We start from the raw sequence: 26,167 nt of genomic DNA on the forward strand, positions 1-26,167 counted from the left end.
ATAACTAAGTAACTTGGTTTTAACATAACTGCAACATAATTAGGGTATTCTACAGTCATCAGGTTAATCGAGTGACGAAATCAAGGGTAAAAACGGGGTATACATACATGATGAAGAATTTTAGGTTGAAATCAATTTTATGGCTGGTACTGATTGGTTGCGCTTTCGGGATGATGGTCAACGTTGCCAGCAGCTGGATTCCACAAACGACAATTACAGCGCAAGCCTCAAAAAAGCTGACGCAGGCGCAAAAGATCAAGAAAATCAACGCCAAGCTTTCCAAGGCTAACCGGGCCGCAAAGAACTGGATCGCCTATCGCGAATCTGGCTACAGTTATACCGCGCGCAATGGTAAATGTTACGGCCGTTACCAACTATTGCGGTCATACTTACATGGTAACTTATCCCCTGTTAATCAGGAAAAGCGGGCCAACACCTACGTTAAAGGCCGCTACGGCACCTGGGTCAAAGCCAAGAAATTCTGGCAACATCACCACTGGTACTAAACTCAAAAATTGAATCATTCAGACTAAAAACCGCGCGTTTGGCAATGAGATTGTGAATCATTGTTGAACGGGTGGTTTTTGATATTCTAAGATATTAAAGTGATAGATCGCCAGTTTAATCATATTCTGCCAACTGAATTTTAAATATTGCACCTGATACCGCCTACTTAATCACTAGATATTGTGAAAAATATCATTATTTTCGTCAAACCTATTGCAAACTGTAATTATTGCGACTATAATTTGGGCTGTAAATTAGTAATGATAATAATTACAATAAAAGAAGGTAATTGATATGACTGAACGTAATTTTGATTTCCTAATGCCTAGCGTGAACTTTTTTGGCCCCGGTGTGATTAGCAAGATTGGTGACCGTGCCAAGACCCTGGGGATGCACAAACCCGTCATCGTCACGGATAAATTTTTAGAGAGTCTCCCAAACGGTGCCGTTGCCCAAGTCCGGACCTCACTCGACGCTGCTGGGATCGACTATGTTATTTACAATCAAGTCGAACCTAATCCCAAAATTCATAACATTCAAGCCGTCAAAGCACTCTACGAAAGCAACCATGCCGACTCACTGATTACGATTGGCGGCGGTTCTGCGCATGATACTGGTAAGGGCGCGGGAATTATTATGACTAACGGTGACGACATCACCAAGTTAGCCGGGATTGAAACGCTCAAAAACGCCCTGCCACCACTGATTGCGGTCAACACGACTGCCGGAACCGGGTCAGAACTCACCCGCCACTGCGTTATCACCAATGAAGCCACCCATTACAAGTTCGTGGTCGCATCATGGCGGAACATGCCGCTGGTTTCGTTCAACGACCCAACGCTGATGCTGGACGTTCCTAAGGGATTAACCGCCGCTACCGGGATGGACGCTTTCGTTCAGGCGATTGAACCCTTCGTTTCCGTCGACCACAATCCGATTACCGACTCGCAATGTATTCAAGCTATCAAGTTGATTGAATCTTCCTTGCGCGAGGCGGTTGCCAACGGTCATAATCTCGAGGCCCGGACCCACATGGTCGAAGCCGAAATGCTCGCCGGGATGGCCTTCAACAACGCCAACTTAGGCTACGTGCACGCAATGGCCCATCAACTCGGTGGTCAATACGACGCGCCACACGGGGTCTGCTGCGCCCTATTATTACCTTACGTTGAAGAATATAACCTGATTGCTTGCCCAGAACGCTTTGCCGAACTGGCCAAAATAATGGGTGAAAATACCGATGGCTTATCGACCCGCGATGCCGCTGAATTAGCCATTAAAGCGATGAAACAACTCAGTGAAGACGTCGGGATTCCACACTCAATCAAGGAAATCGGCGCCAAAATCGAGGACTTCGAGCACATGGCCAGCAACGCCCTCAAAGACGGCAACGCCTTCTCAAATCCGCGTAAAGGCACCAAGGAAGATATTATCAAGATTTTCCAAGCGGCTTATGACGCGAAGTAAAACCGCGCCTACTGACTGCCCCAGCGTACAAGATAGCTAAAGCTAGCTGCTAGCACTTAAATGGTAGCGGTTTCTGAAACGGCTTGGTTCATCGACTCATCTCTAATGGCCTCGCTCATTAAATGATTACCGATGACTTTACATGTTGAATCATCGTGCAACTACTCATCAAAGCCGGCAACAATACCATCGCGGCATCAAGTCCTAACGATGGGTATCACGCCGTTTAACAGCTGTCAACGGCAATACAGTCAATAAAAAACAACACCGCAGCCAGCGCGATTGCACTAGAGCTGCGGTGTTGTTTTTGTGCTTATTTCAATCTGTTAAAGGCATCAGCCTGAAGCTTATTTGCCAGGCACGTAGTCTTCATCAATAATCAAGACTGGTTTGATGGTCTTACCACTACCAGAATCGGCATTGGCTTGATTGATATCTTCAAACTTGTAGAACTTTTCAGTCTTTTCAAATGGGAACATACCATGTTGATAGAAGTCGATCAACCGTGGAATATCAACGCCAGGAATCGAATCACCCATGTTGACCCCGATGACTTTCTTATCGTCAACGCAAAGGTCGTTCCATGAACTGATGGTAATGTTCTTAGACGTTACGGCGATCAAAGCAGCGGTCCCACCTTGTGCTAAGGCATGGATTGCGGATACCATTACTGGTTCAACACCGGTGGTATCAACGGCGAAGTCAACCCCATAGCCGTGCGTTAACTTTTTGATGGCTTCGACAGGGTCTTCTTCTTTACTGTTGATGGCGTGCGTTGCGCCTAATTCCTTGGCTAATTCCAACCGTGAATCCACAATATCCACGGCGATGACTTCAGTACAACCTGAAATCTTACCAGCCATCATGGCAGCTAAACCAACGGCACCAGTCCCAAAGACCGCGATCGTTTGGCCAGGACGTGGTTGGAGACTGTTCAAGACGGTCCCACTACCAGTCACGTAACCACAGCCTAAAGGTCCCAAGCGCCGTAAGTCTAATTCCTTAGGCACTTTAACGGCATTGCGTTGGTCAACCACCGTATGAGTCGTGAATGAGGATTGGTCGAACATGTCACTGATATGCTGGCCGTTTTCTTGGAAATGGTCAGAACCATCTGGACGGGTCCCGCTCAAGTTGTAGTCCGCATAGTTCCGGCACTTGGTTGGCATCCCTTTCAAACAGTTGTCACAAGTTCCGTCAGCGTAAAATGACAAGATAACGGGATCGCCGACTTCGAAATTAGTGACTTCAGAACCAACTTTTTCAACGATCCCAGAACCTTCATGGCCTAAGATAACGGGATAGCCGAGTGAGGCATCGCCGCGCCGAATCGCTTCATCAGAATGACAAATCCCGGATGCCACGATTTTAATTTGTAAATCAGTGGGTGTCATTTCCGCCAAATCAATATCATCTTTAATGACAAATGGATCATTAACTTTATCAACTACTGCTGCTTTAATCTTCATAATCAAACCCTCGTTTCAAATAGTATGTAAAACGCTTACAATTCATATTGTTACACAATCCACAATCAAATTCAAACGCTTTCATTATCGCTTACAAACGTCCAAATCCTATTAATACCGGCTAATTTCCGATTTCACCCTAACGATATGATACTTAATTAGTGTAAATATAATACTCATTTGCACCATCTTGTGAAGTTTATCGGTTATTTTCAATCATTCAATGCAACTTTCATTTAAATAAAAACCGGCATGGTGCCTAATTACAGGCACCACACCGGTTCACTTGATCAATTTAATTGTTCGTCAGTATCTCGCTGACAAAGTGCGTCGCGCTTTAGGCTGGTTGCGCTGCCGCCGTACCCAGCTTGGCCTTGTTGAGCAAGACTGAACTCGTCACGACTGACAACGAGCTAAACGCCATCGCTAAGCCCGCTAACTCAGGACTCAACGTCAGGCCAATCGCGTAGAAGACCCCCGCAGCGACTGGAATACCGAGCACATTGTAGACAAAGGCCCAGAATAGGTTGAGCTTGATCCGATTAAACGTCTTCTTGCTCAAGGCTAACGCCCGGTCAACGTCGCGCATGTCATTCTTAACGAGCACAATGCCACCCGCATCGATGGCAATATCCGTTCCAGAACCCATCGCAATACCGACGTCAGCAGTGGTCAAGGCAGGCGCGTCATTGATGCCATCGCCGACAAAGGCCACCTTGCCCGTCTTTTGAAGGGCTTCAACGTGGGCCGCCTTGTCACCCGGTAACACATCCGCAATTACATCATCGATACCCACTTGTGCGGCGACGGACTGCGCGACCCGTGGATTATCCCCCGTCAACATGACGGTCTTTAATCCGCGTGCTTTTAGACTCGCAATGGCCGCTTTGGACGTTGATTTAGCGACATCCTGAATGGCAATCAACCCAATAATTTGATGATTGAGGCCGACGTAAACCACCGTTTTAGCCGCGTCCTGTAACTTAGTGGCGGCTTGAGCCAAGTCATCGCTGATCGCCTCGTCCATCAACAGCTTATGATTGCCGACAACGGCAGCTTGTCCGTCGATTTGCGCGGTGACGCCTTTACCTTCAACCGCTTGAAAATCAGTGGCCGTGGGCGCTTTAATCGCACTATCCTGGCCGCGTTTTAGAATTGCAGCTGCGAGTGGATGTTCGGAAGCAGCTTCGAGGCTAGTGGCGACCCGTAAGACTTGCGTCTCATCACCAACAATGTCCGTGACTTGGGGCTTGCCCACGGTGATCGTCCCGGTCTTGTCAAAAACAACCGTCTGAATTTCGTTAACGGCTTCCAACACTTCACCGTTTTTGATCAAAATTCCGAGCTTGGCACCACGACCGGTTCCGACCATTAAAGCAGTTGGTGTCGCTAAACCGAGCGCACATGGACAAGCAATCACGACGACCGCCACGGCAAAAATCAAAGCATTCGCCAAACTAGCGCCGAGTAACACGTACCAAGTGAGAAACGTCAAAATGGCAATAATTAAAACAACCGGCACGAAAATATCAGAGACTTTGTCCGTCAGCTTTTGAATTGGCGCGTGACTGTTCTGAGCCTTTTCGACCAGCTCAACGATTTGTGCCAGCATTGTTTGGTCACCGACCTTGCTAGCTCGAAACTGGAAGGTCCCGTTACTATTGATCGTCGAACCAATAACGGCATCCGATTCGTGCTTTTGAACCGGCATACTTTCACCCGTCACCATCGATTCATCAACGGTTGACTGACCAGCCGTAATGACGCCATCGACTGGAATTTTCTGGCCAGGTTTGACCCGAATAATATCACCAACCACCACTTGATCCAATGGCACTTGCACAAACTCGGTGCCGCGTAAAACCTCCGCTTCTTTGGCTTGCAAACCAACTAATTTGGCAACGGCGTTCGAGGCGTTATGCCGCATCCGTTCTTCAAAGACTTGGCCCAGCAAAACGAAGGTCGTCACGAGCGCCGCACTTTCGAAGAAGACCGCTTGACCCGTCGCCATCGCATATAAGCTATAAAAATAAGCCGTTGCGGTCCCGATTGCAACCAGTGTATCCATGTTGGCGTGGTGCTTTTTAAATGACGCCCAAGCACTTTGCAGAAATGGCCGTGCCGACACGAGCATGATGACTGTCGTCAGTGCCAGTTGCGTCCAGTCACCCCCTGGCAGCATCCACCCGAACGGCATCAAAATCATATTTGCTAATAACGGTAATGAAAAAATTAATGAAATCCAAAACCGACGCGTCGTTGTCATCCTTGGACCACCACTTTTCCACTAACCATGTCCATGCCACAACTGAAGGTGAATTCACCCGCTTGGTCCGTTGGAATCGTGACCGTTTGGGGCTGGTCGATCGGTAAGTCCGTCGCAAATCCTAAGTCGGTCGAATGAACGTGTTCCAAACAACCTTGGGTACTCGTCCGGGTAAACGTCAATTGGGCAGGTACGCCTTGTTTGACCGTCACTTCAGCTGGTTCATATTTACCATTCACGTTAATGTTAATATTTTGTTCAGTCATAACCTGATTCCTCCGTTAATTAATGTTGTATTTATTTAATGATGACTTTGCCGTGGAACATATCCATCCCACAGGCCCACTGGTATTCGCCAGCTTTACTAGTGTCAATCGTGACCGTTTGCGTTTGATTCTGTGGGAGTTCCTGGTTGATTCCAAAATCGCTGAAAACGACGTGATCCAGACAACCTGACGCATCCTTACGCGTGAAATTGAGCACGGCCGGCACACCCTGCTTGAGGACAACTTGTTCCGGCGAATAACCACCATTGACCTCGACATCCACTTGTTGCAAGTCCGCATCACCATCCGCAGTTACCGTCGCTGTCGTGTGCTTGCCGAAGAACCACCACAAAATAAAACCAATCGCAGCCAATCCAATGATCAAAACTAATGCTTTCGTTATCATCCAACCCATCTCCCAATTTGCATTGTCGTTTACATTTGTAATTTATATGAATAGCTTACCGCCATCGTTTACAATTGTCAACGATAAAAGTCAAAAAAATTTTAGTGTCCGCACGACAGTCGTTTTGACACATCATTACGCTAACCTTTCATATTGATTCTGAGAACGTGTTATCCAGTATCATCACGTCAATGTTCTTGGCCGTGCCCGCCACACTGTTACGATGTCATACAAAGCAACCACAAAAAGTGGGCCTTCAGGAATGCTAGCACGCATTCCCAAAAGTCCACTTTACTTAACGTTCAGCACAACGACCGGTCACAACCATCCAGCCGTTTTGCCTTACTCGATTATTCCCCAGCGTGGTCACTACCCCAGTTTCCACTCATATTTCGTACTAATTCTAATCAAATTACGACATAGATTGAATCTCCACCCACAACAACACCGCTTACCAGCCATCATCAGGGGGCTAATGCCGCAAGCCGCACTCACCTCATACTCAAGCGCGCCGGGTATTTTCTTGCCGGTATTCCAGTGGCGTTTGCCCGGTCTCCTTCTTAAACCGTTTGGAAAAATCAGCCGCATCATAAAAGGACAGCTCGGCGGCAATCGCGCGAATCGTGTGATCAGTCGCCAGCAGCATGTGCTCCGCCTCCTGAATCTTTTTGGCGTTGATATAGTCGCGAATCGACATGTGCATCTCTTGACTGAAAGCGCGCCGCACCGTCTCTGGATTACACCGCTGATTGACGTGGGCTAGGACTTTTTTGACGGTCAGATGGTCATGCAAATGCGCGTTGGTGTAATACAGCACGTCTAAGGTCGATTCCAGATGCGCGCTATAAGTCAGGGCATTCGGCTGTGCGATGGCCGCAAAATCGCGAATGATTTGCACAACTAACGGCTGATATCGCTCGGTCGTCACTGGCAACTTATCGAGCCAATGATGGTAATCATTACGAAGCTGTACAAATTCGTAGATCTCCGCATGGTTTTGCATGCCCTCAAAGGCGAGCACATCCACTAGTGCGCTCAGTTGGAGCTGCTTTTCTTCACTCGATAACTTATTTAATAGATCACGCGAACGAGTCAGGTTTTCTTTCACAAATCGAATGCCCTCCTCAACTTTTCCAGCCCTGTAAAAGCGAATAAAATCCCGTTCCAAATACCCCAATAAGATCAACCCCTTAGTGGTCGGATGTTGATCGTTGTAGTCACGCATCTGATGTAGATATTGTACAAATTGTATTTCAGTCCCCATTACGCTAATATCCCCTTTGCATGCTCAGTCGATATTAATTAACCTAAATTGGTGCCGATTTGCTGTAACTGTCCACTACCTCTTCTTTTGCAGCTCAAGTTAACGTTTTATAATACCAACCAATTCTCTTGTATATTAATGATTCTATCAAATGATTTTGATTAAACAATCAATACACTTATCAGAAATCAATAACTAATAGTTGCTATTCACAATGAAAGCATTGATACCATTGACTTTACAGACACATTCAGCATTGATTATGAGATTTATTAGATTTTTCACACTATAATAGTGTCCACGATAATCGTCATCACAAAACGCTGATTCCCGTCATGACAAAAAAGTCCGGCCGCAGCCGAACTTTTTCTACCGATTAAGCTTTAACCACCATCAGGCACTTTGCCCACCGTTTATGAAGTGCTTCACACTAGGCCCAACTTCTAAAGTACTGCTTCAAATCTTCGCGTGTCTCCGTTGGCAGTTGCGTATAAGGCTTGTCTTCAATCGCACCTTGCAGCGAATACAACAATTGGATACAAGCGTGCGGATTAACTTTCTTAATGGCCGCAAACGCATCCTTGCTACCCATGGTCGAGAGTTGCTCAGGCGACGTAATCGCAACTGCTTCTAACTGCTTGGCTAAGGTCGGTCCAATGTTGGGTAATTTGGTTAAGGTTTCCATTTGACTCATTTCCTTTCAACTTCTGCTATCAGTTTATCGCAATGGACGCTAACCTTCAACAATCAGTTCCGCCACGAAATCAGTGTCTTCAATGGCATAATTGACCTGTAATTTATCGGTCGTCAACTGTTCAATACTGCTTAAGCCATAACCCAAATGACCAGGTTTGGTGGTAAACCGACTCTTTTTGATCACCGACAAATCCAAAGTCTCATCATTCGGAATTTGATTTTGAACGGTAAAACTTACCGTGTGCTCGTCCTGATTGGTTACCGTCAGCTTGACTTGCTGGTCCGCCCGCAATGCCGCATCAATCGCATTATCAAGCAAGTTGCCCAGAATCCGGACGACTTTAATTTGTGGGACGTTGGGTAATTCAACATCTTCTAAAATATAGACCAGCAGATTAACGTGTTGCGTCATCGCCGCATCGTGCTTGGCATAAATCAGGCCACTAACGGTCGGCATAGCCAAGCGACTCAGGCTTGCGAGTTCTGACTGTTGATTCAAGCGGACGCTGCTCGGCAAGACTTCCGTTTCAAAATACTGTTTAAGCCCCGGCATATCGTCATTTTTAATAAACGAAGACAAGCTGAGTAAAACGTTTTGATAGTCATGCTTGAAGAGGTGTAAGTCGCGGTTGTGGTGACTAAGTAATTCGTTATAATTGGAGACTTCTAATAATAATTGGGCGTCATTCAAATGACTGTTTTTATTATTAATTAAGTATAGGCCGATGATGCCAAAAGTGACGCTGGCGGCAATCGCCATGTAAGTCTGCGAATTGACTGTCCATTCCATCGCAAAAACGTACGCAATCACGTAAATGATAAAGAATAACAGCACGAGCAAATAATCACTCGCGTCAACCCGTGCCCGCTGCAAAAAGTCAGCTGCTGAAACCCGCACTAACCAGCGATGCGCCATGAATGCCAGAGCCAAAACAATTGGCAAGTCGACAATCACGGTGACCAAAATATTTAAATCCACCGTGATGTCAAAGCCAATCGCCTGCCGTAATAGCATCGGTGCGGTCGGTGCCATCAGCGCTTTAGCCGCAACCGCAATCACGGCACTAATCAGCCGTTTGACCGCGTTTAGAAAAATTGCAACCGGTAACATTAGTAACCATTTTGTATATAACAGCCGTGAACTCATGAACGTATTCACCGCGACTAAGGGAATGATCCAGAAAAAGACCAGTGGCACGTGCGGAAAGAGCAGCGTGCACCCCTCACCAAACGCCTGCACGAGCCAAATCAGGAGGACCCAGACGATGCTGATGCGCCAAGTGACATATTCTCGAAACGCAATCATTAGAAATAACATTTCAAACATGCCAGAACTTAGGGACAATACGAAGAAAACTGTTGCCATACAACCACCTCTCAATGGATTAAAATCTATTTGTTAAGTGAACTTCCGAACGTCTAATGTCAAAAAAATATCACAATACTGCTTACTATTGTAAGCGTTTTTCTAAATTTTGGTCAGTATGGGCGCTCATTAGTTGCGATAATCTCGCAAAATCAGCAGACGTGAGCTTCAAACGCAGCTCGCCAACTATTTTTTTGCCTACCTTTCACGGCTCAGGATGTCAATAACTAAAAAGCGCTCGAACACTGAATTGACAATGTTCAAGCGTTATTAGTTGCAATTGAAGCAAGCATATTTTTTCAGATTTAGTGGCCAGACTATTGTCTGATCGATTCAACACCAACTAGTCGTGCCGACCACGCCCGCCACACCGGTATCCAATTCATTGTTTCGCGAGCAATTCACTTCCTGCGCCTACCAAAAATCTGCACTAGAATGTTCCCGGTGGACGCTCACCAAATCAGTACCTTCATTAATCGACAGGGTCCAATTAATAGGCGCACTGTAAAATCACTCACGGCGTATCCTGCAACGTCCAATTAACGGATCCACTATAACTATCGACTTGAACGCTCGGCTGGACGTCTAGTAAAATGCCTTTGCTGGCTGACCAGTCGCTAGTGGCAGTCGTCGCGGTCTTGCCCGCCACTTTACTGCCGGAAGCGACCGTCACAGACGTATTCGTCAAGACTTGTTTGGTACTACCGTTTAGATAAATCAGATTGCCGCTAAGGGTCCTCGTCGCAGATTTCATCGCGGTCGCCGTTGCGCGGAGATACCAAGTTGAGCCAGTCTTACGCGTATCGTTGACGACAATGTTCCAACTACTCGTCGGCTGATACAGGGTCTCCTTGAATGGAATCGTCAAACTTCCAAACGTCAGGCTGGCTGGGGGTGTGCCGAGACTCAAAGTGCCATCGCGCATGGTGACGGTAATCGTCTTGGCATCCGATTGTAGTCCGGAACTCCCCTTACCATAGACGTTGATCGTGGTACTGCCGCCAACTGCTAACGCGCTTAATTTGCTAGCTAGACCCGTCTCCTGAGTTGCATAGGTAATCGTATCGGTCGCACTATCCGGATTGGTCGCAACGATGCCTGCTTGTTTGACCAACCACGCGACCACCGCCGAGTCACTCGTCAACGAATCCAAATCACCTGGATAGACATCCACAGCCGTCTTCGAACTCGTGATATTGAGTTTCTTTGGCGTCACAGTGGCCGTCGCCGTACCATTGTCACCAGTCACCTCATCCACTTCAGTCACTGTCACTGAAGACAACGAACCTAACGCCGTCCCGAGATTCAAGGTATACGTACCGTCACTACCGACCGTCGTTGTCACGCCATTAACGTTACTGCTGATGGTATTGCCGGGGGTCCCAGTCCCTTTGATGACCGTATCAGTAGAATAGAGCGTCCCGGTAATTTTAGGCGACAGTGTCTGGGCAGAAAATTTACCGACTTGATACGTTCCTTCTTGCCCATTCACGGTAATCCGGAAGCCGACATAAATCGGGAGTGCGGTCTTGATATTTTGAAAATTGACCGCTAACGTCTGGGTTTGTTTGGATGAACTGATACTGAAAGAATTACCGCTCCCAAGACTTGCTGGCGTAGTCGTCATTAACGTCGTCCCGGTAAAACTGTCACTCGCTGGCTTGGTCATAATGTCATAGTACGCCTTAGTTATCGTTGACTTACTGGATCTTAAGCCAATCGTCCCACTCATGGTGACCGTCATCTTGGTCGTCTGCTTCGTGATTCGGCCATTATCGGCATAATTGGCGGTAATCGCTGACACGGACGGATAAGTCGACAACCCTTCATCGACGTTACTACCAACAACGTTCCCATTTGGGGTTACCTGAAAGGCGGCATTCGACTTCACATCCGTCATCTTATCCGTTAGGGTCGCCGCACCAGCATTTAAACTCAGCCCACTTAAGATTAGAACCAGACTGAAACCAACTAGCCATAGTCCTTTCATAATTTGTTTAAACACCAGCGTCACCCCCAAACTGTTCCTTTAATTGCCGGTAAAGTGCGCCCAGCAGCGTTCCGGCTAATAAACTCATGCCAGCGAGTAATCCCCATAAACTGGCGCGCTCACTGGTTTGCGGTAACCGCCCATTCGCCAAGGCTGTCGGCCAGCCCGCAATCGTGTTCGTTGGTTGACCTTGACGCGAAGTATCGGTCGTCGGCTGTGTCACTGGAGATTGTATTCCTGGCCGCTGTTTCGTCGTTTTGAGAACATAGGGCCGTCTGCCATCCGGAATATCGCGCGCTGGAATAATGCGGTCAGCGTCATACGTCGTCTCATAAAAGCCGACACTGATCTCAGTTCGCCCCTGAGTACCCGCCTGAGCGGACAGTGGCCAGCCTAGCACCAGCACAACGCCTACTATTAATCGCCATCGTTTAATCGGCATGACCCTTCCCCCATTTCCATACACTTTAAACTATGCACGTCGCCGTTTACGAATCTTTAAGAAAATCAAGACGCCAATCAACCCAATAATCAGCATACCTAGCGCCCCAAATAGAATGAACCACCCGACATTGATGCCGGAATTATCCACTGACGCTTGGTTGTACTTATCCGCAGCGGCCGTACTGATGACAAAATCCTTGTCAAAGACCCAGCGATGGTCCTGATTCTGCGCCACTAAATGAACATGGTAGGTGCCGGCCTGTAACCGATTCGTTCCCGTCAGAATCGGCACTTTGTAGACGGAATTAGGCGCTAACTGCACGTCCTTTTGACTAAAGGTCTTCACCACTTTACCGCTATTCTTACTAGTCAACTTTGCTTTGAGCGTCAGCTTGGGCACGATCACCGCACTGACATTACGTAGTTGTGGAAAAATCCCTCGCCGGTAGTTTTGCATCCCGGCCGTGACCGTATCTAGCTTCAATTGTGGCGCCGGCAATTTGCCCATCGTGTACTTCAGACCGATAACGTAGGAGTACTGATTGGCAATGTTCATCGATCCCTTCACGTGTCCCGTGACTTTATTGCTGACGCGTTTGAAATACCAACCACCGAGGACCACGCCATTAAACGCGGCTTTCGGCATCTTGATTGTCGCCGTCACAACTTTGGACCCATTCGCTGGAATCGTGACCGTCTTCGGGCCGTCAATCGTTGTCAATTGTGACATCCGATATTTCAGTGAGGGGTCAAAGCTTTTGGCTGGCGTCACGTATTCAATGATTCCATTACCATTCGTGTAGGCGGTATGAATCGCCGTCTGAACTTTGATTTCAGCATTGGTCACGTTATAAATTGTCGTTTGAATTTTTTGCTGGCGTCCCGGCGTCATCTTTAAATCAAAATACGACTGATGCTGATCAAGCTGATTACTGGGAATTTTAGCAGCGACACTAAAGCCAATGTCATTGTTTTGACTCGCTTGACTACTAGACTTGCTGCTGGCATCCCCCGCCGCAAAACTCGTCACGAGCCCAGCTTGTAACCCCAATACCAAGCAGGCCAGCGCGACCATGATTCGTTTCATTAATTGCATCCTTTCACCCCCGACACTCGCGTATGTACATGGGGCGATTGTCACCGTCCCATCGACCCAGTTATTCAGCTGGTAAATCGCTCAACGTCCAGTTCAAGTTACCACTGTAAGTCTGAGCTTTAACCGTGTTCGCTTTGATGTTCAACGTTAAATTGCTTGGATTTAATTGACTGACGGTCACCCCGGCACCGCCGCCCTTAGCTGCATTCAAAACGGCACTCGAACCCACTGTCCCGTTCAATGCCACTTCAGAAGCAGTCGCAACGGCACCGTTTGCATCGGTACCACTGTTGGAAACGTCACCCTTAGGCAAGCTCAGCGTCGCACCTTTCGCCGTTGTACCGTCGACACCAGTCAAATTAGACCCCGTTACCGTCAGCTTCCAGCCGGCGTTAGTCCCACGAACGTCCGAAACTTCGACAACCATGTTGCCCTTCCATAAATTGGTGTTAGCACTCGTCAAATCCGGCGTATACTGTTGGTCATTTAAAACGTCGATTTCATGCGTCCCATATCCTAACGATTTGGAGACGTAAATCAAAGACAAGTCTCCACCAGGTGTCGCACCGTTATTATCATCACCACCGGTACTTGGTGTGTTCGGGTCGGTCGGGTCAACTGGTGTGACGGTCGACGTACTCTTCGTGAATTCCGCTTGCAGATTCGTGCTCCCACTCCGGTTTTCGGCGGCGTTTGCCACAATCGGCATGCTCCCTGCAACTAATAAGGTGCCTGCCATTAATAAGTGTCCTAACATTGACTTCATAATATAAAATCCCCCTTTTTCATTTACCAGCGCTTGTTAAGCTTTCATCAACTAAGAACGGTGGTCATTATAAATGCGACTGATGTAATTTGATTGGATAACTAACTGGCACTTAACTTCGTGGCAACCTCCCCCAACAATCACTAACCATTAATTAATTTATTTAAATGCCGACTCCTTTGACCACATTTTCATTATATCGAGCTTCAACACAAAGGCGCTAATAATACATAACGTTAACTATATTTACAAACCGGGCGGGTTCGTGTAAGCGTTATCCTGAGTGCTTTTATCGGGTTACTTAGTCGAACTTCCTTTGCGAGGGTTGGTGCGGGATTAAATCAATAATTTTGTTTTCGGGCGGTGTGATGGTCAAACAGATTCATAATATTAGTGGGGGGACTCGTAACTTAGCTGTCAAAATTGTAAGGCGTACAAGCTACCAATCTCAGTGGAAAATTGGGCGCGACAAACAGGCCACACCAACTAGCCGTGACCTGTTCAAAGGCTAGCTGTAATGCTGCCATATCGCCAATAAATGGTCTGAATATTGAAAATGGCGCCAACAGCTTTTAGCCATCAACGCCAATGATCAGTAACACTTTAATTAAGCTTTATCTCACGACAACCGATAATTTTCGGCCACACTGGGTTCAACCGCGCTAAGTCCAGCAGTCGATTCAACTCTCATCAATCTGGTAACAAAACAAAGCGCTGGTGCCCGTCCTGACCGTCTTCCAGCCACTGGTGGCAGCGCAGGGCATCTGAAAAATGCTGCTGACTAACTTGGTCGTCTAGCAACTGCCCGGCGCTAAAAGCTTGGTTCAAGACTTCTGCCGCCCGCGCCAACTGATCAACAGTGGCATGACTAATCACAAAGCCGTTAATTCGCTTCTGCGCCATGTAAAAGGCCCGCACGCCAAACGTGAATTGATCGTCTTTCGGCGCGGTAATCAGCGTGACTTCACCGCCCAGTCGTAGCAAGTCCAGATTAGTCGCCAATGCGACCCGGCCAGACGTATCGATAACATGATCAAACGTCCACTCGTCACGCACCAGCTGGTCTTCAAAGCCAGCCTGATAATCGTAACAAGCTTGACTTCCAAGTCGTTGGCATTGGTCGAAGTCGCGGGCTGCGGACGTCGTGACCACCGTGACGCCGGCAGCGGTCGCTAGTTGAATCAACTTGCGGCCGACGTTTCCAGCGGCCCCTTCAATGAGTAACCGCTGACCAGCTTGAACCTGCATCACATCGTGCAGGACGATGGCCGCGGTCGCTGCCGAATGCACCGCCGCAACCAGTTGCAAGCCATCCACACCATCTGGCGCATGGTACAGCCGATCAACTGGGACCGCCACATATTCAGCCGTGGCACCCATCCGACCCTCGTAGCCCATTGAGTTCGTCCAGACTCGGTCGCCAACTTTAAAATCCGACTGTGAACTTGCGACCACGCGACCGACCAAATCCCGCCCCGCAATATGGGGTGTTGCTAACGGCGTTTTGAACGCACCACTGCGCACAAACGTATCCACGTGGTTGACGGACACCGCGGTCACCCGTACGAGGACGGTCTCTGCGATTGTCGTGGGTCGTTTCACCTCAGCGACATGCAACTTGTCCGGACCACCAAAATCATCAAAAACAACTGCCTTCATTACTGGTTCCTTCTTCATTATCTGCGACCTAACAAGTCAAATTATCTGCTGGTACCCCTTGTTCAAACGCCGCCAGCACTTCGGCGCCCTTGGCAATTTGCACCGCATTGTCCAGCATGTGCGCATTATCCTTGATGGAGATGCGCCCCTGGTCGTAGTCCATTTGAATCCCGTCATTAAAGAAAATCAAGTCGTAAGCTGAAGTCCACAATGCCAACTGCTGGTTATTGTCTACAGCGACATCATACTCAGGATCCGGCTGGTCGAGCACGATCAGCGTAAATTTCGTCCCAATACTGCAGGCGCCACCGTGCAACGAATACTTGCCCCCACCATCGTCGGTCACTAAGACGAGCTGTTTATCCGCAAACCCCTTAGCAGTCAACAATGCTTTCAAACGCGCGCTAATTTTGATTTGTGTCATTGTGATGATACCCCCACGATTATAATTTTATATGCGATTTCATTCTTTAATTATATGCACAACGTCTCACAAATGACAGCCATAAGCCTGAGAGCGACAACTTATTTAGGAGCAATCCGATACCGCAAAATCGTTTTCAGCCGCTCAGGCGCCACCCGCCGCGCATCTGAGAGGTAGATTTCCCGATGGATTTTGCTAATACGCTGTTGATTTTCAGCCGCCACTAATTCGTCAATCTTGGCAAAACTAGCCGGTTCATCATCGTAAGCCCCTACATGCAGAATCTGTGCGACCGACATGGCGTCAAAATGCAAAATCTGAATCTGCTCAGTCGGCAACTGTTTCTTCGCTTTAACGGCCGCCAACGCTGGTTCAATCAAGTCTTCAGGAACAAAATCAGGAATCCGAATCATGATGTCATAACTGAATTCATTTTTATCTAAATGGTCGAGTTGCTGCCCCTTTTCAGTTAGCGACCAGACACCTTCGAGTGGAAAGACGACGTAATCGTCAAACTCGCAGTCCTGCGTTTGGGCGTATTGTTTGTACGCACTTTTCAGGCCGTATGCCGCTGGATACAGGGTCTGTAATTGTGCCTGAAACGCCGGACCGTTCGGGTTCCCAGTCCCGTGTAACGCCATAAACGTTTGTGCTGGAATCGTCAGTAATTGTGCTTGTTTTTTCGTCGAATACAACGTCTTTTCTTGCTTCCGCCATTCATACTTCATCGACACTCACATCCTTTTGAATTAACTACGCTACCATTATACTAATAAACCAACCCCAACGACCGCTAACCTGACCTCCTTTTTTCTGGTCTTCAGTTACAAAAATCTGCCACATGGTGCTGGCTAATTTGCTATGAATTCTGATCAAAGCGTGCCGGTTGGTGGATTCCTGTTCGTCAGCCGATGCGCGCCTTAGTCCGACTTCCGGGGCCGGCTGACAACGCTGGAACAGGGCGGACATCGATTTGAACTCACGCAGCAACCCACTGCGCAATTTCAAATACGAGTCTTCTTCTAGCCCTTGAGCATTGTCCGCCAGCCCCTCCATTCGGGAACCCGCTCGAATGGCAGATGAACGGCCACCTATCTTGGAACAACTGAACGTTTAACATTAGGTGACTGAACCTTCATGCAAACTTTGAACTAGCATCTATGACGCTTTATTGAACTTCAATACCTATCCAATATAAATACTGATATGATTCCTGAAGATTATTGATCAATTTAAATGGACACTATTCTTGAAGTTAGCTGACAAATTTGTCATCTATTAAAAATTTATGACATTTATATTTTAAGTGACTAGAAAAGATTCTGACAACGTTCAGTAATGCTGTTGACTTCTATAATTAGAACACGAGTATGATAGGTTCTATCAGAAATTGATCTCACAGTCTATTGCCAAAATGGCTGTTTACTAAGAATCAACGATCCTCTCATCAAAAATTGAGTCCGCACATGTCCGCCTTTCGAATACTGTCCCGGCTGGAAGGTATTCTGGGCAAGGCTCAGTGATTCCCAGAGTGTGAGGTTCAGACGGGTTGAGACTGAGGATTAGCCTAGCTAGAACGTTAAGCGGCGAACTTCCGCTTGGCGTTCTGGCGTAGCTAACCGGAAGTCCCAGTCTGACCAGAACACGTTTCATCCATATCGCAGGCAACGTGTAAGACCAGTATTTAAGACGTGGTTTGTCGGCTTAAATCTGTGTCCACCACGTTCCGGCCATTGCCTAGAATGCCTGAAAGCCGGCGTAGGACGGCGCCACGACTGCAAGTTTACGGTAACTTGCACTGTTTCCAGCGGTTCTCAGCTGGCTGATTTTGACCTTGAGCCGAAAAAAAGGACCCGGTCAACTTGACCGAGCCCTTAATACTTACCGTTTGTCTTTAAGTTGTGCTTCTAAGCGTTTGATGCGTTGTTGTTTGCGATGAATATACCAGGCAACTAGTAATAACAGAATTAGTAAGCCACCCAAGCTGAGCCACAATTGCCAATTCGTATGTGGTTCGATGACCGCCGTTTTGTTCAACGTACGGGCCGTCTCGCTCGTGATTTCAAAATCTTTCGTGAAGGTCCAGTGTTGCTTTTTGGATGTCACTGCTAACTTCGCCGTATATTTACCCGGCTTCAAGGCATCGCGACCGACTCGTAATGGTAATTGATAGACCGAACTAGGGGCCATCTGACCATGTTGATTCTTCTGTTGATACAGGACTTTTTGACCCCCGCGCCGATAAACTTTGACCTCGGTCGTGACCTGATTCAAGAAGGCTGCAGTATGGTTCTGTAATGCTAAGCTGATTTGATTATAACCATTGTTTTGCGTGGCTTTGATCTTACCAAGTGTCAGCTTGTTCTTAGTCAGCGCCTGCTTACCGTGAAGGACCACGGCAACTGAATAGGCGTACTGATTTTTAATGGCCATCGCACTCTTACTTTGTTGTTTGGCGGCCTTTTTCAAGAAGCTCAGCCCACCAACCACAACACCATCATAGGCGTGTTCCGGCATTTTGACCTTAAAGGTGACAATTTTGCTTGTCCCCTGAGCCAGTGTGACTTTATCACTGGCGGTCGTAATTAACTGAGTCACCTTGGCAGGCTCATCAATATTTTGACCATCAGGCATGGTTTGATACTCAACGACACCGTTAGCGTTGGTGGTCGCTGGTGCGATCGTCGTGTGGACCGTAATTTCTTGCTTACTGGTGTTTTTGATTCGAACGGACAGGTCCGTTTCTTGACCAGGCTTTAATTTTAAATCAAAGTACGGTACGGCTTTATCGACCTGGTACTTGGACGTCACTGGTAAGACGTCAAACCCAACCGAATTGGCTGAGCTGGTCTGAGCCCATCCCACACATAATAACCCCATCAACAAGCCTAACCCTAACTGCCACCATTTCTTCGTCAACATCATTTCCCCCTTAATTATGACTCGGAAAAATGATATTAACTGGTCATAATCAATATTTTTCCGATGAATCTAGATTATTTATTTGCTACAGTTGCGTTTAAGCTCCAAGTCAAGGTCGTGGTGTAACTCCCTTGAGCCCGAGCAGTCGTATGTGGCACCATCAAAGTTGAAGCAGCGATGTTAGCCGCGTTCTTACCATTACCTTTACCAGTTTCGGCGCTCATAACTGGCTTGTCAGCACCAATCGAATCCAGGGCAACACCCGTGTTAACCGTGGCGTCCACACCAGTCGTTGAAGCTGCTGGGTCCAAGACACCGTTTAAGGTTAAGACCGCACCAGTCAATTCTTTGTTAGCTGCAGCTGCGGCATTCTTGAAGACGTCATTTTGCTTAACGTTCAATTTCCAACCCGCAGCAGTCCCACGTAAATCGATAACGGAAATCATTGCGGCTTTGTTCGTGTTGTTGTAGTTGTCATCTACGCTAGAATTAGTGATTTTGTTAGTCCCAAAGTCCAGGCTAGCACCCTTTAAATCAGTATCCCCGTTATCGATGGTCACATCGCCACCTTCGAAACCAACCGTACCATTAGAAATTTGTGGTTCATCCGCAGCGCTAGCGGTCAAACCCATCGATGCAACTAATCCTGCTGAAAATAAAAGTCCTAATAATGTCTTCTTCATAATAATGAACTCCTTTTTTTTAAGTAACTGACTAACTGACAACCAATTAAGATCACGAGCAGTCCCAACCCAACAATCGAAGCACTTAGCCACCACGCTTCACTCGTTTGTGGTAACCAACCGCTGACCGACGTTTTCGGTTCTTGTACAGTTGGCGGTTGAACCGTCACGGTTGACTCTGACTCATGATGCTCATCTTCAGTGACATGAATTGTACCCGGTTTGCTCTCGCTACTACTGGATTCGCTGACGGATTCAGATTGTCCGTCAAACCGGATTGTTGCCTGGCTATCCGCCGTACTAGCCACACCAATGATTGGCGTTGATAACCACCCCCACCAAAGTAGGGTACTGATAACGACGGCAATCATTCCCCTGCGTTTCATCGCTCACTACCACTTCCTCATCCTAAACATTTACTGACAACTAAATTGTGACCGCCGGTAATCGGTTAGACACATCAATTATCAGGGTACATTGTAAATATACATAACTAACTATTTCTAAACAACTAACTGCTCTTACAAAGATTATGTTAATCTTTTATAATTTTTTTGTTACAGGTTGGCGACCGTCTGACCCAGCGTCCACGTCACAGCCGCCTGGTAGACATCGGTCAACACTTGATCCGTCGGCACTTGCAAGTACAAGTGACCAAGCGGTGTTGCTGAGCCGAGAACACTGACGCCCTGATTAGAAGTCGTCTGGTGGTTTTCGACAATCATGACTGATGCACCCGGCTGCAACGAAATTTCTTGATTAGTTGCGGTCGGTTGATAGCTTAAGGTTGCCGCTAACAATTGGCCAGTCTGGTCGCCCCTAAAGCCTTCAGCTGCCAAACTAGCCATTAATGACCAGCTGGCACCACTTTCTCGGCTATCAGTCACGACTAACCCATCACTGTATTTAGCGGCATAGCGTTCTGACTCACCGGTAATCGGATTACGACCGAAATCAATATTTTTCGGCACTGACGTAAACGCGACTTTACCAGCGCTGTACTTAAACGTTACGGTCTCATCTTGATCCTTAAACTTCCCTTGAATGCCATCTGGCTGTTCTGGCACGTATCCTTTAATTGGAATCGGTTTGAGATGATAATCTTCTCCAATTGCCCCCGTTACTTGTGTTTCAGGCGCTAAGACGTTACCATCCTCATCAACATACCTGACCGTAATCGTCGGGCCAGTTGCCCATTCGAACTCACCGACGATTTTATTACCATCATAAGTCGTCATCAATTCGGTCGACGTGTAAATTTTATCATTATTCAAACTTCGCCACTTACCGATATAAGGTGATTGATGACTAGGATCCGGCAGGCCCCACAGCTGGGAGTTAAAGAAGTTAAAGTTCTTCCCGAGCAATAGTCGTTTAGGCGCCTGACCGCCAGAAAAGACATTGTAATAATTTTGCGCATTACTGGTATTCCAGCCTGTCAAGTCTAATTTATCGAGCTTAGTGCCATTAAAGGCAAAGCCAAAGTTATTGACATTAGTGGTATCCCAAGTCCCTAAGTTCAACGATTTCAAACCAGAACAGCCCATGAACAACTGCGAAAGGCTCGTGACGGAACTCGTATTCCAATTCTCAATCGGCAGACTCACCAGTTGCGGATTACCAAAAAATGTCGCTTGCATGTCGGTTACGTGACTCGTATCCCACTTACGAACCGGGATATTCGTTAATGACAAGGCCCGATTAAAGGTCCCGCTCAGTGTCGTCACGTTACTGGTATCCCAATCATCAATCGGCAGGTCCGTCAACCGATCCATTTCGGTAAACGTCAGCGCTAAATCTTGCATCCGCAACGTTTGCCATTTTGAAACTGGCAAGGCCGCTAAACTGCGACAAGCCCGGAAAGCTGAATTCAGCGTCGTCACATTGCTGACATCCCAGTCTCCAATCGGTAAGGACGTCAAGCTCGCATCATTTTGGAATGTCTGCAGCATGGTCTGGACTTTACCCACTTGCCACTTATCGATTGGTAATGACTTGATGGCTTGCATGTATGCAAACGTCCCCTTGAGCGTGGTCACATTGCTCGTATCCCAGTTCGCCACTGGCAAGTGCGGCAACGTCTCATCTTCATAAAACGTCATCGCCATGTTGTCGACCCGACTCGTTTGCCAATTATCAACCGGCAAATAGACTAGCTTGGGCATCCGCATAAACGTTGCTTCCATCGAAACGACGTTATGGGTGTCCCATTTGGCAACATCTAAGGACGTCAATGAGGCACAGCCAGCAAACGTCCGCAACATATTGGTCACATTGCTCGTATCCCATTCACCAATCGGCAGGTCAATCAACGAGCTCGCGCCATTGAAGGTGTCAATGAGGCTGGTCAGTGACTTCGTTTGCCATTTGCCAATTTGTAGCGACGTCAACTGCGAGCAGTTGCTAAACATCCCTTGAATATTATTGAGTCGCGACGTCTGCCACTGATTCAAATCCAAAGTCTTGAGTTGCGTATCGGCGGCAAACATTCTGGAAGCATTTGTCAAACCGGGCGTTTGCCACTGCTCAATGCCAACAATAGTCGTTAGCGCTGAACAAGAAAAGAACATGCCTTCAAAGCTAGTGACCGTTGAAAAGTCTAGTTGGCCAAAGTCAATCGTAGTCAATTTATGATCATCTTTGAATAAATAGGCCAGGTTCGTGACCCCTTTTAAATTAAGATTGGCCAATCCTTCAATCTGCGTCAAATTACGAAGTCCCGCAAACAAGTAGCGGTAGTCAGATTGATTTTTAACCGTAATTGCACCGTCAATCACCAGCTTAGTCACTGAATTTGGGTTGAGCCCACTGGCAGTTAGGGTTTTAGCAATCCAACTCCCCGAATCACCGCCGACTGCCGCGACGAACGAGCCACCGCTTAAATGTAACGTCCCATCAGCATCCAAGGTCATTTGCACCGAGCCATTGGTCATCGATGCGCGCGTTGAACGGGTAATTGCCGTTTCAGAACGCGGCCGTTTGTTGTCACTTTCCAGCGTTGTACTGGATGAACGTGCACTGTGACTGGCGCTAATTTCAGAGGTGGACGTTGTTGCACCCACCTGCGCAGTGATTCCGATTGGGTCGGGTTCAGGCTCGGATAGTCCCGCTGCACTCACCTCTGAGTTCAGACGTGCTGAGTCGTCTGAAAAGACCCGTTGACTAGTTGCGACCGACTGTTTGAGATCTAACTGTGTTCGCGGTTCTGCTTGTACCGCTGCTGGTGGCGTTCGCCATTCGATGACACCAATCGTCGTCAGTACAATTCCGACAGCACCCCACTGCCACAGTCGTTGATACTGCATAATGATCATTCCCCCTTATTGTACAAAAACTTGTCTTTACACAATATCATTTTACCGGGCAAATGACTAGTCGTCTGAAAAAACGGCTTACAATTTTCATAATGGTTTACATACAAAATTGTTCATTATACAGCGCCATTCAGTTGACACAGCGGGACTAATCCGTTCATTTGATCGTTCAAAAACCAAACTAACTTTTTGAAAAGGTCGGTAAAAACTTTCAATTCTTAATCAAGCTTACCGGTTGGCGACCGTTGCGCCCAGCGTCCAAGTGACCGTTGTTTCATACGTGTCAGTCAAAGCTTGATCCGTTGGCACTTTCAAATACAACGAGCCCAGTGCGGCCGATTGCCCCAGCACGTTAACGTTTTGATGGGAAACCGTTTGATGATTACTAATCACCGCACTAGCCACACCAGGCGCTAAGACTGCCTCGTTACCAGTTTGTTGATCCTTATAACTGAGCGTGGCGGTTAGCGGCCGACTTGATTTGGCACCCGTAAACCCTTTAGCAGCCAAGGTTGCATTCAGTGACCAAGTGGAACCGAGTTTGCGACCATCCTGAACGACCAGGCCAGTATCGTAAGTGGCACCGTAATTTTCTGGCTTACCGGTAATTTTATTTTCACCGAAATCAATGGTTTTAGGCGCGGAGACAAACATCAGCTCGCCAGCCGTACTATAGGTCAGCGTAATCGTCTCATCCTTATCCGTGAAGGTTCCTTGAACCCCATCCGGCTTATCCGGCGTGTAGCCTTCAATTGCGATCGGTTTAATATGGTAAGCATCCCCAGTGACCCCGCTGAGCTTGGTATCTGGTGCGAGCGAATTACCGGCCGCGTCCACGTATTTGACTGTGATGGTGTTTCCAGTGGCCCACACAAATTCCCCAACGATGCTCTGACCGTCATATTTGGTCATCAAATCAGCGGACGAATAAACTTTCTGGTTATTCAAACTACGCCACCGGCCAACGTACGGCGATTCTTCACTAGGCTTAGTTAAATTCCAAGCAGTGCTGCCAAAGAACTTAAAATTCTTACCCAATATCAAATGTTTCGGCGCAATTTTAGTGCTGAACGTATTGGTATAGCTCGATGCGCTGGCCGTATTCCAACCGAGTAAGTCTAACTTATCCAACTGTGTCCCGACAAACGCCCTGTCAAATTTAACAACATAAGCCGTATTCCAAGCACCTAAATTCAATTCCTTTAAACCACTATCGCCGTTGAAAATATCACTGAGATCGGTTACCGCACCTGTATTCCAGTTATCAATCGGCAGACTAGTAAATTGTGGATTATTAGCAAATAGCTGAGCCATCGTCTTAACATTGGACGTCTTCCAGCTACTAATTGGTAAAGTCTTCATTTTAGGCACATTTTTGAAAGTCCCACTCATGGTCGAGACTTTACTGGTATCCCACTTATCAATCGGTAAACTGGTTAGATTGGTCATACCGGCAAAGGTCGAACCAAGGTTGAGAACGCTCGACGTGTTCCAATTACCAATCGGCAACGACGTCAGACCCGTACAGCCTTCAAAAGTCCCATTCATATCAAACACGTTGCTAATGTCCCAGCCGCCAATCGGCAAACTCGTTAGGCCGGTCGACCCATTGAACGCGTGCCGCAATGTGGACACGCCACTGGTCTTCCAGCTAGCGATTGGTAGCGTCGTCACATTCGGCAAATCGGAGAACGTCCCATCCAATGAAACGACACGCCCCGTGTCCCATTTGCCAACATTGATACTTGTCAAGCCAGGATTATCAGCGAAGGCAAACTGCATATTGATGACCCGACTCGTATTCCAATTATCAATGGGTAAACTTTTCAGATTGGTCATGCCCCGGAACACGTTTGACATGTTGGATATCATGCTGGTGTTCCAACTCCCAACATCTAAGGAAGTCAACGAAGAACAATTCAAGAATGTCCGCATAATAGAAGCAACTTTACTGATATTCCATTTGCCAATTGGTAATGATGTCAGTGACCGGTCGCCATTAAAGGTATCCGTCAAGTTTTCCAACGAACGCGTATCCCAGTTGGCGACATTCAGTGTCACTAACTTCGTACAGTTCTGAAACGTTCCTTCCATTCGAGTGACCTGGCTGACGTTCCAACTACTCAAATCTAGGGACGTCAATTGAGAACATCCGAAAAACATCCAGGAGATATCCGTGACGTTTGAGAGATCCAAGTTATTGAGCCCTTCCATACTCGTCACATTCGTCAATCCAGCAAACAGGAATGAATAATCTCTAACATTAATGGCGGTAATCTTGCCGTCAATCACCACTTTGGTCACTTGGGTCGGTTGATAACCGTTGGCGGTCAAGGCCTGTGAGATCCAGCCGACACCATTATTACCAACCGAGGTGCCAAACGTGCCCCCCACTCAAATGCAAGGTGCCGTTTGGATCCAAGGTCATCGTGACCGTTCCATTCACCATGTCGGCTGCCCGAGTTGCCCGGGTAACTGGTGTTTCTGAACGTTGATCCTTATCAACGTTTTCCTGTCTTGTACTTAATGAACTACTTGAATTGCCTGAGTTACTTGAACTGCTCGAACTACCGCGTTCTGAACTCGCTGGTGCGGATGATTGCGCATCCACCTTAGGATGAGTTGGTGCCTGTGATGAATGGCTACTTGATAGAACGTGTGAGCCTGATTCCTTCGCAGAAAAGACGCTGCTTGCAGACGACATCGTCTGGTCTACTGGCAATGGCGTCCGGGGCTCCGCCTTGACCTCCGTTCGTGAAGATGAAACGCCCATCACACCTAATGCTAATGCCAGTCCCAGACTCCCTCGATACCATAAACGCCGGTACTGCATATCTATCGCTCCCTCCAATAAATTAAATTTTAACATCCCTTAACGTTAATTATCTTACAATATTTACGACAAATGACGATGAAAAAAAGGCTTACAATTTTCAGTAATATTTGGATATTAAAGTTTATTCGATTGGGTATTCTGTATGTTAATATTCTCAACTAAGCCGCAACGATTTGGCGGGCGTTCGATTTAAAAAATTTGGTCCAGCTCAAAAATTTAGCTCAACTCAACGATACCTTTTGATTAATCAAGCTAACTTTGAGCAAGCTTTTTTAGGCTAATAATTTCGGCTTGTCATCCACCTTGAATCAAGGACAGGCCGGGTG

The 26,167-nt window shown here is 47.3% G+C and carries 21 protein-coding genes and 1 pseudogene; 2 read left to right on the forward strand and 20 right to left on the reverse strand.

Annotated features, from left to right (window positions below):
• Positions 1-110: 110 nt before the first annotated feature.
• Positions 111-506, forward strand: coding sequence for a hypothetical protein (locus KGF65_RS07730; RefSeq protein WP_031267561.1), 396 nt, complete (start codon positions 111-113; stop codon positions 504-506).
• A 295-nt stretch (positions 507-801) separates the two neighbouring features.
• The gene (locus tag KGF65_RS07735; protein ID WP_216748215.1) at positions 802-1,974 is read left to right on the forward strand and encodes an iron-containing alcohol dehydrogenase; all 1,173 of its coding nucleotides are present in this window, start codon (positions 802-804) and stop codon (positions 1,972-1,974) included.
• 347 nt (positions 1,975-2,321) lie between these two features.
• Here the strand turns inward: KGF65_RS07735 and KGF65_RS07740 are convergent, their stop codons facing one another.
• The 20 genes and pseudogenes from KGF65_RS07740 to KGF65_RS07835 all read right to left on the reverse strand — a co-directional run bounded on the left by KGF65_RS07740 (position 2,322) and on the right by KGF65_RS07835 (position 25,838).
• Complete coding sequence (locus KGF65_RS07740; protein WP_216748214.1) at positions 2,322-3,443, reverse strand: NAD(P)-dependent alcohol dehydrogenase; 1,122 nt, start codon at positions 3,441-3,443, stop codon at positions 2,322-2,324.
• Positions 3,444-3,780: 337 nt separating this feature from the next.
• Positions 3,781-5,709 carry a copper-translocating P-type ATPase gene (locus KGF65_RS07745; protein ID WP_216748213.1) on the reverse strand — a complete coding sequence of 643 codons (1,929 nt, stop codon included), beginning with the start codon at positions 5,707-5,709 and terminating at the stop codon, positions 3,781-3,783.
• Entirely contained in the window at positions 5,706-5,975 is a 270-nt protein-coding gene (locus tag KGF65_RS07750) for a cupredoxin domain-containing protein (RefSeq protein ID WP_105921394.1), read from the reverse strand. The genes KGF65_RS07745 and KGF65_RS07750 overlap by 4 nt, the downstream gene beginning before the upstream one ends.
• 31 nt (positions 5,976-6,006) lie before the next feature.
• Positions 6,007-6,381 (reverse strand): cupredoxin domain-containing protein, encoded by a 375-nt coding sequence (locus KGF65_RS07755; protein ID WP_050340108.1) that lies wholly within the window; start codon positions 6,379-6,381, stop codon positions 6,007-6,009.
• Between the two features lie 502 nt (positions 6,382-6,883).
• Positions 6,884-7,645 (reverse strand): AraC family transcriptional regulator, encoded by a 762-nt coding sequence (locus KGF65_RS07760; RefSeq protein ID WP_105923673.1) that lies wholly within the window; start codon positions 7,643-7,645, stop codon positions 6,884-6,886.
• Between the two features lie 430 nt (positions 7,646-8,075).
• Positions 8,076-8,339 (reverse strand): TfoX/Sxy family protein, encoded by a 264-nt coding sequence (locus KGF65_RS07765; RefSeq protein ID WP_253954390.1) that lies wholly within the window; start codon positions 8,337-8,339, stop codon positions 8,076-8,078.
• A 39-nt stretch (positions 8,340-8,378) separates the two neighbouring features.
• Entirely contained in the window at positions 8,379-9,707 is a 1,329-nt protein-coding gene (locus KGF65_RS07770) for a sensor histidine kinase (RefSeq protein WP_216748212.1), read from the reverse strand.
• A gap of 514 nt (positions 9,708-10,221) precedes the next feature.
• Positions 10,222-11,712 (reverse strand): cell surface protein, encoded by a 1,491-nt coding sequence (locus KGF65_RS07775; RefSeq protein WP_101872862.1) that lies wholly within the window; start codon positions 11,710-11,712, stop codon positions 10,222-10,224.
• Positions 11,705-12,139, reverse strand: a complete 435-nt coding sequence (locus KGF65_RS07780; RefSeq protein ID WP_216748211.1) for an LPXTG cell wall anchor domain-containing protein — start codon at positions 12,137-12,139, stop codon at positions 11,705-11,707. The genes KGF65_RS07775 and KGF65_RS07780 overlap by 8 nt, the downstream gene beginning before the upstream one ends.
• Positions 12,140-12,169: 30 nt before the next feature.
• On the reverse strand, positions 12,170-13,237 hold the full coding sequence (locus KGF65_RS07785) for a DUF916 and DUF3324 domain-containing protein (RefSeq protein WP_101872860.1): 1,068 nt from the start codon (positions 13,235-13,237) through the stop codon (positions 12,170-12,172).
• A 61-nt stretch (positions 13,238-13,298) separates the two neighbouring features.
• Positions 13,299-14,003 (reverse strand): WxL domain-containing protein, encoded by a 705-nt coding sequence (locus KGF65_RS07790; RefSeq protein ID WP_050340103.1) that lies wholly within the window; start codon positions 14,001-14,003, stop codon positions 13,299-13,301.
• Between the two features lie 690 nt (positions 14,004-14,693).
• Complete coding sequence (locus KGF65_RS07795; RefSeq protein WP_101872859.1) at positions 14,694-15,662, reverse strand: zinc-binding dehydrogenase; 969 nt, start codon at positions 15,660-15,662, stop codon at positions 14,694-14,696.
• Between the two features lie 28 nt (positions 15,663-15,690).
• Positions 15,691-16,086 (reverse strand): iron-sulfur cluster biosynthesis family protein, encoded by a 396-nt coding sequence (locus KGF65_RS07800; RefSeq protein ID WP_050340101.1) that lies wholly within the window; start codon positions 16,084-16,086, stop codon positions 15,691-15,693.
• A gap of 101 nt (positions 16,087-16,187) precedes the next feature.
• On the reverse strand, positions 16,188-16,814 hold the full coding sequence (locus KGF65_RS07805) for a GyrI-like domain-containing protein (RefSeq protein WP_101872858.1): 627 nt from the start codon (positions 16,812-16,814) through the stop codon (positions 16,188-16,190).
• Positions 16,815-16,839: 25 nt separating this feature from the next.
• Positions 16,840-17,142, reverse strand: a complete 303-nt coding sequence (locus KGF65_RS07810; protein ID WP_101872857.1) for a hypothetical protein — start codon at positions 17,140-17,142, stop codon at positions 16,840-16,842.
• A gap of 825 nt (positions 17,143-17,967) precedes the next feature.
• A complete protein-coding gene (locus KGF65_RS07815; protein WP_056952809.1) occupies positions 17,968-19,011 on the reverse strand; it encodes a DUF916 and DUF3324 domain-containing protein in 1,044 nt (347 codons plus the stop codon).
• 71 nt (positions 19,012-19,082) lie between these two features.
• Positions 19,083-19,691, reverse strand: coding sequence for a WxL domain-containing protein (locus KGF65_RS07820; protein WP_216748210.1), 609 nt, complete (start codon positions 19,689-19,691; stop codon positions 19,083-19,085).
• Positions 19,688-20,077 (reverse strand): hypothetical protein, encoded by a 390-nt coding sequence (locus KGF65_RS07825; RefSeq protein ID WP_050340097.1) that lies wholly within the window; start codon positions 20,075-20,077, stop codon positions 19,688-19,690. Before KGF65_RS07825 ends, KGF65_RS07820 begins: the two co-directional genes overlap by 4 nt.
• Positions 20,078-20,248: 171 nt before the next feature.
• Positions 20,249-22,996 (reverse strand): BspA family leucine-rich repeat surface protein, encoded by a 2,748-nt coding sequence (locus KGF65_RS07830; RefSeq protein ID WP_213472821.1) that lies wholly within the window; start codon positions 22,994-22,996, stop codon positions 20,249-20,251.
• A gap of 237 nt (positions 22,997-23,233) precedes the next feature.
• A pseudogene (locus KGF65_RS07835) lies at positions 23,234-25,838 on the reverse strand (BspA family leucine-rich repeat surface protein).
• Between the last annotated feature and the right edge of the window lie 329 nt (positions 25,839-26,167).

This window comes from Lactiplantibacillus sp. 30.2.29 (assembly GCF_018991255.1).
GTDB classification, from domain to species: Bacteria; Bacillota; Bacilli; order Lactobacillales; family Lactobacillaceae; genus Lactiplantibacillus; species Lactiplantibacillus pentosus.